Below are 10,294 nucleotides of genomic sequence, written 5' to 3'. Positions count from 1 at the left end.
TGGCGTTGTCGGGCGGGGTGATGGTGGCGGGTTCCCTGCCCAGCTGGCTGCCCTTGTCGGGGCTGATGCTCCACTTGGTGTTCCTGCCTGCGGGCGTCCAGTGGGCGGCCAGGGTCAGGTCCTTGTCGACGGGCTTGCTGAAATCGTAGGCGACCTCGCCAATGAACCATCCGTCGAACAGGTAGCCTTCCCGCGCAGGGTCGGGGGAGGGGCGTTTCGCCCTCCCGTATGGGGCGGGGACAGTCTGGTCTGCTGGTTTGGGGTTTCCGCCGCCCGTGTCGAAGCGGGCCGTGAACGCGGATCCTGGTTCGGCAGCCCGTGCCGGCGGCTGGTCGACCGTGTACCTGAGGCTCCTGGTGAACGGCTGCCCGTCCTGCCTGCCGGTGATGAGGATGGCGGCTTGCCCGGGCTTATGGGCGGGCATGTCCGCCTGCCAGGCATCGTTGCTCCTGCTGAGCGGCAATGCCTGGCCGTCCAGGCTGGCTGATTCCAGGATGGGCGCCTGTGTGGTTTCGAGCCTGACGGGTTTGCCGGGCTGGCCCTGCCCGTCCAGGCTCCACCCGTATAGGTCGCCCTTCCTGCTGATGGCAGTGACCCTGTTGCCGGCCTTGACGGCCTGCATGTACTGCAGGCTCCCGTCGTCCGCACGCTTGGGCGCTTCTCCGGGCTTCCAGGCCCAGGCATGGCCGTCCGTGCCGACGATCGTGGCCTGATTGTCGCCGCTGTTGATTCTGCCGATCTGCGCGCCGCCGGGCAGGCTGATAGCGGTGAGGCTGTTGTTGCTGTCGGCCAGGTGATAGGCCTGCCCGTTCTCATTCAGGAGGAGGAACCCCTGATTGAGGGCTTGGGCTTGGACGATGCGCATGCCCGGGTCCTGCTTGACGCGTTCGGGCTTGGCTTTCCCGGTCTTGTCTGCGTCCCAGGTCCAGGCTTGCCCGTCCGCGTCCACGATGAGAATCCGGCTGCTGGAGGCGGCGGTGACGGCCTGAGCCTGAGCGGGCAGGCTGAGCGTGGCCTGCTGTATAAGTTCTGGATTCTGGCTGTCGGCCTTGCTGGCCTGATAGGCGTGGACCTGTCCCTGCCGGTCCACAGCCAGCAGGAGGTCATCGTCCAGGCTGATGCTGCTGAATTGGGTGTTCCGGCTGGTGTCGAGGATGGTGGGCGTGGGCTGTTGGTTGGTCCAGGTATAGATCCGCTGGTCGGATCCCAAAGCGGCCTGCCATTGGCTGCCTGCTGCCACCTGCAGGTAGTGGAGCCCGTCGGGTGCCTGGGCGGGGGAGGGCACCTGTTTGGGTGTGCTGTCCTGCGCCCAGGTGTGGATGCGGCCGTTGCCGGCCAGGCCGAGGAACTGGTCTCCAGCGGCGTGAACGCTGGAAAATCCAGGCTCCTGCTTGTCGGGCGGGCTGATGGTCAGCCTGGTGCCGGTGGCGGGCCCGTGCTCCGGGCTCAGTGTCCAGTCCGTGGTCTTGGTCCATTGGGCTTTCAGGGTGGTGTCCTGGAGAATAGGGGCCTGGAAGTCGAAAGACTGGCCGTCAAGCGTCCACCCGTCGAACCGGAAGCCGGGTCGCTGAGGATTCTGCTGCGGGGTAGTGGTGAGAGTGCCTGTTTTCACGGTCGTTTGGGTGGGTTTGCTGCCGTCGGCCGGGTCGAAGCGCACGGTATGCGTGGCCTGATCACCGGTATCGGATGGCTTGGTTGGAGCAGCGTCTGTGTTTTCAGGCGTTCCCGTCGTCGATGACGGGGTGCCGGGCTTGGATGATGCTGGGCTTAACGGTGTGTTGGTTTGTATTGGTGAAGGCGAGGGTAGTGGTGTGTTGGTTGCGTTGCTGGGGAGAGTGCCGGGGGTTCCGTCAGCTACGCGAGGGGTCTGACGACCCCCCCCCCCCGGTGAGTATGGGAGCGTCCGCCTGGGCGGATGCGACGCCCAGGCCTGCCAGCAGGCTGATCAGGACGGTCATCATCGCCATGATGCGACGCAGACGGGAAACCAGATGCATGAAACCAAAACCCCTTCACCAAACACCAAACGGAGCAAATGCCGCTTGACTAATAAAGTTCTGTCTGTCGGAAAGTTACCCAATGCTCAACGTCAGTCCGTGCAACAGATTGCACGAATCCTGACGGAAGCCAGTCGTCTTTTCGACGTCCCCCGCTTTTCACCCTACCACCCAGCCCGCCAACAACTCACAAGCCGGGTCAGTCATCGACGACAATGGATCTTTTGGTTGAGGAAAAGCGTTTGTTTACACCAATTATCTGGTAATGGAAGCACGGGCGAAGGCCGAGCTGACTTGGGGTTCTGTGCTCTTTAATCGGTATGCCCGAGTTTACCCTTTCAAGGGCAGAGGCGGGGCGTGCATGCCTGCTTTCAATTCCTGTCAGTAGCAGTCGACGGTAGTGTGGTGGGGGTGCAAGAGGAGTGCCGGCTCCTCTGGGGATAAGCCTTGAATGTGACATTCCTCCGTGCGCCCTTTGTAAGCCGGGGCGGGGGGGGGGATTGATCCGCCTCCTGCCTGTCTTACTCGTGTGAAGCGTGAAGCAGTTGGCGTTGTTCCCTTCTGTGGCGGCGTGAGGCCAGGACCCCGCCCATGCTGGTCATGCCGGTGGCCAGGGCCAGCAGGACGCCTTCTTCTCCGGCCTTGGGGAGCACACCTGCGGGCAGGTACGTGTACCTGAGGGAGGTGTCCGGCGTTTTGGGTGCGCCGCCCAGCGTGTAGTCCACGCTGACCGTGACCATGCCAGGCGCGTGCGCAGGCGTTGTCACGGTCACGCTGCTACCATCGCCGCGCGTCAATCCTGATACGGCGGTCTGGTCGAACCTGACGCCGGTGATTACCAGCTGTAGGTTTAACGCCACCGGCACAGGAGCCGACTTGGTGTTTGTGGTGCCGTCGCCGAGCTGACCATTGTCGTTCCATCCCCAGGCGTAGGCGTTCCCGTCGCTGCCCAGAGCCAACGAATGATGGAATCCGCCGCTCATCTGTGTGGCTTTCAGTCCTATGCTCTTGTCGGTGGGGTTGGCGGGGTCGCGTACGCGCGCAGGAACAGGATTCGCGTCACCGTGCCAGTTGGCGGTGTTGTTGCCGAGCGGGCCATCCTGGTTGCATCCCCATGCCCAGGCGTTTCCGTCGCTGCCCACGGCCAGCGAATGATCGTTCCCGGCGCTGACCTGTGTGTAGGTGAGATCTGCGGGCGTGTCTGTAGGCTTCCCCACCTTGACCGGCGTATTCCGGTCGGTGGTCGTCCCGTCGCCGATCTGGCCATTGCCGTTGTCTCCCCAGGCGTAGGCGTTGCCGTCGCTGCCCAGGGCCAGCGAATAAAATCGTCCGGCGCTGACCTGTGTGTAAGTGAAGTCTGCGGTCGCGTCTGTAGGCTTCCCCACCTTGGCTGGCGTAGTCCGCCTGGTTTCCGTCCCGTCGCCGAGCTGGCTATTGCCGTTGTCTCCCCAGGCGTAGGCGTTGCCGTCGCTGCCCACGGCCAGCGAATGAAAGCCTCCGGCGCTGACCTGTGTGTAGGTGAGATCCGCGGGTGCGTCTGTAGGCTTCCCCACCTTGACCGGCGTATTCCGGTCGGTGGTCGTCCCGTCGCCGATCTGGCCACTGGCGTTTTTTCCCCAGGCGTAGGCGTTGCCGTCGCTGCCCAGGGCCAGCGAATGATATTGCCCGGCGCTGACCTGTGTGTAGGTGAAATCCGTCGGCGTGCCTGTAGGCTTCCCCACTCTGGCTGGCGTAGTCTTTTGAGAGGTTGTCCCGTCGCCGAGCTGACCATTGTCGTTCCATCCCCAGGCGTAGGCGTTGCCGTCGCTGCCCAGGGCCAGCGAATGCCGACTTCCGGCGCTGACTTGCACGTAAGTGAAATCCGCGGGTGTCCCTTCAGGCTTGCTCACCTTGACCGGTGTAGTCCTTTGAGTGGTTGTCCCGTCGCCGAGTTCGCCATACCAGTTGTCTCCCCATGCGTAGGCGTTCCCGTCGCTGCCCACAGCCAAGGAAAAACCATAGGATCTCCTACCGTCGTATGATGATCCGCTGACCTGGCTGAACCTGATGCCTCGGCTGGTGTCTGGAGGGGTGAGGATGGTGGTTTCGTTGCCGAGCCGGCTGCCCTGGTCGGGGTTGATTTTCCATGTGTTGTTGGGGTCTTTGAAGGTCCATTTGGCGGTCAGGGTCAGATCCTTGGTGACGGGTTTGCTGAAGTCGTAGGCGACTTCGCCGGTGAACCATCCGTCGAACTGGTAGCCCTCACGCGCAGGGTCGGGGGAGGGCCGCTTCGCCCTGCCGTTCGGGGTTGGGAATTCCTGGTCTGCTGGTTCGGGTTTTCCTCCGTCCGTGTCGAAGTGGACCGTAAACGTGGATTTTTGCTCGGTGCCTCTGGTCAGCGTCTGGTCGACGGTGTAGTTGAGGTTTTTGGTGAAGGGCTGGCCGTCCTGTCTGCCGGCGAGTGTGATGGTGGCTTGTCCCGGCTTGTGGGCGGGTATGTCTGTCTGCCAGGCGTCGTTGTTCTTGGTGAGGTTGAGCGGCTGGCTGTCCATGCCGGCTGATTCCAGTGTGGGTGCCTGTGCGGTGTCGGGTCTTGCCGGCTGGCCGGGCTTACCCTGCCCGTCCAGGCTCCACGTGAGCATGTTGCCCTTCGTGCTGATGGCGGTGATCCTGCTGCCTGTCTTGGCGGCTTGCATGTAGTGCTGGTTCCCGTCGTCCGCTCGGGTGGGTGTTTCGCCTGGCTTCCAGGCCCAGAGGTGGCCGTTCGTGTCGGTGATGACGGCCTGTCTGTCGTTGGCGCTGATCGAGTTGGCTTTCATGCGTTCCGGCAGGCTGACCGCTGTGGGGCTAGTCGTGTTGTCGGCCAGGTAATGGATCTGCCTTTCTGCGTCCAGAAGGAGGAACCCCTGGTCGAGGGCCTGGGCCTGGAGAATGCGCATGCCAGGGTCCTGCCTGATGCGTTCGGGTTCGACGTTGCCGGTGTTGCTCGCATCCCAGGTCCAGGCCTGCCCGTCCGCATCCAGGGTGAGGGTCCGGCTGCTGGTGGCGGCCGAGAGTACTGCCTGAGCCTGACCGGGCAGGTCGACTGTGGCGTGTTCTGTGGGTTTCATGTTCAGACCGTCGGTTTGGCTGGCCTGATAGGCGTGGACCTGTCCCTGCCGGTCCACCGCCAGCAGCCGGCCGCCGTTGATGCTGATACTGGTGAACCTGGTGTTCTGTCCGGTGTCGAGAATCGAGGGTGTGGGCTGTTGGCTGTTCCAGGTGTAGATCCGCTGGTCGGATCCGAGGGCCGCCTGCCGGCGGTTGCCGGCTGCAACCTGCAGGTAGTGGAATCCGTCGGCAGCCTGGACGGGAGCGGGGACCTGCTTGGGTGTGCCGTCCTGCGTCCATGTGTAGATGCGGCCGTCGCCTGTCAGGCTGACAATCTGGTTTCCTGCGGCTTGGATGCTGGCGAATTGAGGCTCCTGCCTGTCGGGCGGGCTGATGGTCAGGACGGTTCCGGAGGCGGGCCCGTGATCCGGGCTCAGTGTCCAGTCCGTGGTTTTTGTCCATTGGGCTTTCAGGGTGGTGTCCTGGAGTATGGGGGTCCGGAAGTCGAAGGGCCGGCCGTCGAGTGTCCACCCGTCGAATCGGAAACCTTCACGTTGCGGGTTCTGTTGCGGAGAGGATACAAGGGTGCCGGTTTTCACGCTCGCCTGGGTGGGCTTGCTGCCGTCGGCCGGGTCGAAGCGCACCGTATGCGAAGCCTGATCATCGCTATCGGATGGCTTGGTTGAAGCGGATCCTGTGGTGTCAGGCGTTCCGGTCGGCGATGACGTGGTGTTTGGGCTTGGTGTCGTGGTGCTTAATGGTGAGGAAGGTGTCAGCGGTGATGGTGTGGGTAGTGGGGTGTTGGTTGCGTTGCTGGGGAGGGTGCCGGGGGTTTGCTCAGCTACCCGAGGGGTCTGAAGTCCCCCTGTGAGGATAGGAGCGTCCGACTGGGCGGATGCGACGCCCAAGCCTGCCAGCAGGCCCAGCAGGACGATCATCATCGCCATGATGCGACGCAGTTGGGAAACCAGGTGCATGACTTGTAAACCCCTTCACCAAACACCAAGCGAAGCCAACAGCTCGCTGATAAATGTCGTCTTTGTCGGAAAGCTGCCCTGTCTTTCAACGCCGGATCTGTACCGGATCGCAGGAACCATGGCGGAAGCCAGCCGTCTTTCCGTTACCCCTGTTTTTCACCATACCACCCATCCAGCAAACAATACACATAAACCAGCTCAGCAGTCCCGTGACAATAATCATCCTGGGTTGGTGGAATGCTGTTGTTCAAAGCAATTATGCCAAGTCGTGAGGCAAGGATGTGAACTGAGCTGGCCTGGAGTCATGTGACCTTAGTGGGTCTGGCCACGTCAATATCTGTCTCAGACTGAGAAAAAGAGAGGCTTGCTCGTATTTCCGCCAACAGGAATGTGGTGGGGGCGCAAGAGGAGTGCAGACTCCCTTGGGGATGAGCCTTGTATGACATTTTCCTCCATGCGCCCCTGTTCAGGCGGGTGGACGGGGGTTGACCCATCTGCCGGCCTTCTTACTCGTGTAATATGTAGGAGTTGCTGCGTTTCTCGCCTATGGCGGCGGGATGCCAGAACCCCACCCATGCCCGTCATGCCGGTGGCCAGGGCCAGCAGAATGCCCTCACCGCCGGCCTGAGGGAGCACGCCTGCAGGTGTGTAGGTGTATCTGAGGGACGTGTCGGTCAGTGTGTTTCCCGCGCCGCCCATCGTGTAGTCCACGCTGACCGTGACCGTGCCTGGCAGATGTGCAGGCGTGAGCACTGTGGCGCTGTTGCTGTTGCTGACAGGAGTCAGATGCGTGCCAGGGCTGGTGTCGAACTTGGCTGCGGCGATCACCGGCTGCGGGTTGAACATCACCGACACGGGAACTAACTTGCCGTTGGTGGTGCCGTCGCCGAGCCGACCGTTTCCGTTGTTTCCCCAGGCGTACACGTATCCGTCACTGCCCACAGCCAGGGAGAATGAACCGGTGTTTGAGCTGCTGATCTGGTTGAACTTGATACCGTTTGTATTGGTTGGTGGGGTAATGGTGGTCCTTTCACCGCCGATTTGGCTGCCCGTATCAGGGCTTATTGTCCACTTGTTTGACGACCAATGGGCAGTAAGTCTGAGGTCTTTGGTCACAGGCTTGCTGAAGTCGTAGGCGACGTTGTCGATGAACCATCCGTAGAACTGGTAACCATTGCGCGTCGGGTCGGGGGAGGGTCGCTTCACCCTACCGTAGGGGTAGCCGACTTGCTGGGGTTGGGGTGCCTGGCTTCCTCCTGCTGTATCGAAGGTGATCGTGTGGGTGGAATCCTGTTGAGCATCCCTTAACAGCGGCTGGTCGACGGTGTAATTGAGGCTCTTGGTGAAAGGCTTATCGTCCTGCCTGCCGGTGATGGTGATGATGGCCGGCCCGGGATTGCGGGCGGGGACATCTGCCTGCCAGGCATCGCCTGTTTTGCTGAGTGTCAAGTCTTGGCCATCCAGGCTGGCTGATTCCAGGGTGGGCGCTGTGGTGGAGTCGATTTTTGCCGGCTTGCCGGGCTGGCCTTGGGTGTCGATGCTCCACTGGTATAGGCTTCCCTGCCTGTCTAGGGCGGCGATTCTGTTGCCGATGCGGACTGCCTGCAGGTAGTGCTGGTTCCCTTTGTCTGCGCGCATAGACGCCTCGCCTGGCTTCCAGGACCAGAGGCGGCCGTCCTTGTCTGTGATGATGGCTTGGTCATTGCTGGCGCTGATTCGGCTGGCTTCCGTGCTTTCTGGCAGGTTGGCGGCTTTGGCGCTGGTCGTGCTGTCGGCTAGGTACCAGGCCTGCCCGTCAGCGTCCAGCAGCAGCAGCCCCTGGTCGAGGGCTGTAGCCTGGATGATGCGTACGCCCTGGTCCTGCATGATGGGTGACGGCTTCGTGTTTCCTGCCTGGTCTGGCTTCCATGACCATGCCTGCCCGTCCGCGTCCACGATGAGTGTCCGGCTGGGGGAGGCGACGGCCAGTGTCGCCTGAGTTTGCCCGGGCAGGCTGATTGTGGAGTGCCCAGTGGGTTTCATGTTCCGGCTGTCGGCCTGGCTGGCCTGGAAATTGTGGACACGGCCCTGCTGGTCCACGGCCAGCAGCCGGTCGTCGCTTGTGCTGATGCTGGTGAACCTGATGTTCAGGTCAGTGTCGAGGATGGTGGGCGTGGGCTGTTGGCTGGTCCAGGTGTAGATGTGCTGGTCGGATCCGAGGGCCGCCTGCCGTTGGCTGCCGGCTGCGGCCTGCAGGTAGTGGAACCCGTCGGGAGCCTGGGCAGGGAGAGGAACCTGTTTTGGTGTGCCGTCTTGTGTCCAAATGTAGATGTTGCCGTCGCCTGTCAGACCGACAAACTGGCTGTTTGCCGTATGGATGCTCGTGTAATAGGGTTTTTTCTTGTCGGGCGGACTGACGGTCAGCTGTGTACCTGAGGAGGGTCCGTGGTCCGGGCTCAGAGTCCAGTCCGTGGCATTGGCCCAACGGGCGGTCAGCGTCGTGTCTTGCAGGATGGGGGTCTGGAAATCGAAGGGCTGGCCATCAAGCGTCCACCCGTCGAACCGGGTGCCCTCACGTTGCGGGTTCTTTTGCGGAGGTGAGGCGAGGGTTCCGTTCTTCACGGTCGCTTGGGTGGGTTTGCTTCCGTCGGTCGGGTCGAAACGTATCGTTTGCGTGGCTTGATCATCCGTCTGCTGGGACGGCTTGGTTGAAGCGGAGTCTGAGTTGCCTGAACTGCCTGTGGACGATGACGGGGCGTCTGGGCTGGATGTCGTGGGGTTAAGAAGCGAGGGCGAGGGAAGCGGCGTGTCGGTTGTGCTGCTGGGAAGAGTGGCGGGGGTTTGCTTAGTTACGCGAGGGGTCTGACGACCCCCCCCCCCCCTCGATCAATATAGATTCAGTACCAGCGTCGGTTTCAGCTTCGGCTTCGACTATGCCCAAGCCTGACAGGAGCAGCAGAAGAATAATCGCGAAGGTCAGTGAACGCAATCGGGAGCCTATACGCATGACTTACAAACCTCTTCCCCAACAACAGGCTTGCCTGCCATCTGTTATTCCCCAACGGCCGGCCAACACCACTGCTACGTCTTACTTTCAGAAGAGTCTCTCGGCCATTCAAGGCTGATCTGGCGCCAATTGCGCTGATGCAGTCAGAAGACGAAAGACCCCTCAACATCCCCACAAAAATCATACCGTCTGAACCTATAGGCATCGGCCAAATCCCCGTCCAGGCGGTTGGGAAAGAGCGGCCACTTATATTAATTATTTGGGATAGGGAGATGAACAGCGGCCAGGCTGGCTGGTGGCTGTCAGGCCTTCTGGCCTGCCCGGCCGTGTTTCCTCCTCTCCCAGGCGGATACGGGGGCGTGCATGCCTGCCCTCGGCTTCCGCCTGCGGAAGTGTGGTGGGGGCGCGGGAGGGAAGTGTCGGCTCTCTTGGGGTTGAGCCTTGATTGACACGTTTCCTCCCTGCTCCCCCTAGGTGGGCCGGGGGCGGGGGGATTGATACGCCGCCCGGCCGCTCTTACTCGTGCGAAGCGTGAACCAGTTGGCGTGTTTCCTTCCGGTGGCGGCGGGATGCGAGGACCCCGCCCATGCTTACAGTCCCGGTGATGAGGGCGAGCAGGATGCCTTCCCCGCCTGCCTGGGGGAGCACGCCTGCGGGCAGGTACGTGTATCGGAGAGAGGTGTCGGGCGTTTGGGGTGCGCCGCCCAGCGTGTAGTCCACGCTGACGGTGACCGTGCCCGGCTGGTGTGCGGGCGTGGTCACGCTGACGCTGCTGCCGTCGCCGCGCGTCAGCCCTGATGCGGGGGTCTGGTCGAACCTGACGCCGGTGACCACCAGAGCCAGGTTGAACGACACCGGCACAGGGACAGTCGAATCGCGGTAGCTGTTGTTGCCGAGCTGGCCATACCAGTTGTATCCCCAGGCGTAGGCGTTGCCGTCGCTGCCCAGGGCCAGCGAAAGATGGTATCCGCCGCTAACCTGTGTGGCTTGCTGTCCTTGGCTCTTGTCGGTGGGGCTGGCGGGGTCGCGCACGCGCTTAGGAACAGGATTCGTGTCACTGGTCCCGCTGGCGGTGTTGTTGCCGAGGTTGCCATACCAGTTGCATCCCCATGCCCAGGCGTATCCGTCGCTGCCCAGGGCCAGGGAATGATCGCCTCCGGCGCTGACCTGCACGTAGGTGAAATCCTTGGGCAGGTCCGGGTAGGTCTTCCGGTCGGGCGTCTTCACCCTGACCGGCGTGTACTGGCTGCTGCTCGTCCCGTTGC

General features: G+C 62.2%; 5 protein-coding genes. All 5 read right to left on the bottom strand.

The annotated features are described in order from the left end of the window. A partial coding sequence (locus QRX40_RS08540) for an InlB B-repeat-containing protein (RefSeq protein WP_313837692.1) occupies positions 1-1,657 on the bottom strand: 1,657 nt, incomplete at its 3' end. A 193-nt stretch (positions 1,658-1,850) separates the two neighbouring features. Continuing rightward, positions 1,851-1,997, bottom strand: a complete 147-nt coding sequence (locus QRX40_RS08535; RefSeq protein WP_183129728.1) for a hypothetical protein — start codon at positions 1,995-1,997, stop codon at positions 1,851-1,853. Between the two features lie 521 nt (positions 1,998-2,518). Next, a complete protein-coding gene (locus QRX40_RS08530; RefSeq protein WP_313837691.1) occupies positions 2,519-6,043 on the bottom strand; it encodes an InlB B-repeat-containing protein in 3,525 nt (1,174 codons plus the stop codon). Between the two features lie 342 nt (positions 6,044-6,385). After that, positions 6,386-8,689 (bottom strand): InlB B-repeat-containing protein, encoded by a 2,304-nt coding sequence (locus QRX40_RS08525; protein WP_396184585.1) that lies wholly within the window; start codon positions 8,687-8,689, stop codon positions 6,386-6,388. 856 nt (positions 8,690-9,545) lie between these two features. Then, the coding region (locus QRX40_RS08520) for an RCC1 domain-containing protein (RefSeq protein WP_396184584.1) at positions 9,546-10,294 on the bottom strand (749 nt) is incomplete at its 5' end.

The organism is Bifidobacterium sp. H6bp9 (assembly GCF_032193695.1).
Taxonomy (GTDB): Bacteria; Actinomycetota; Actinomycetes; order Actinomycetales; family Bifidobacteriaceae; genus Bombiscardovia; species Bombiscardovia kimbladii.
Note: the sequence above shows the minus strand (reverse complement) of the source record. Positions and strands in the feature narration are given on the sequence as shown.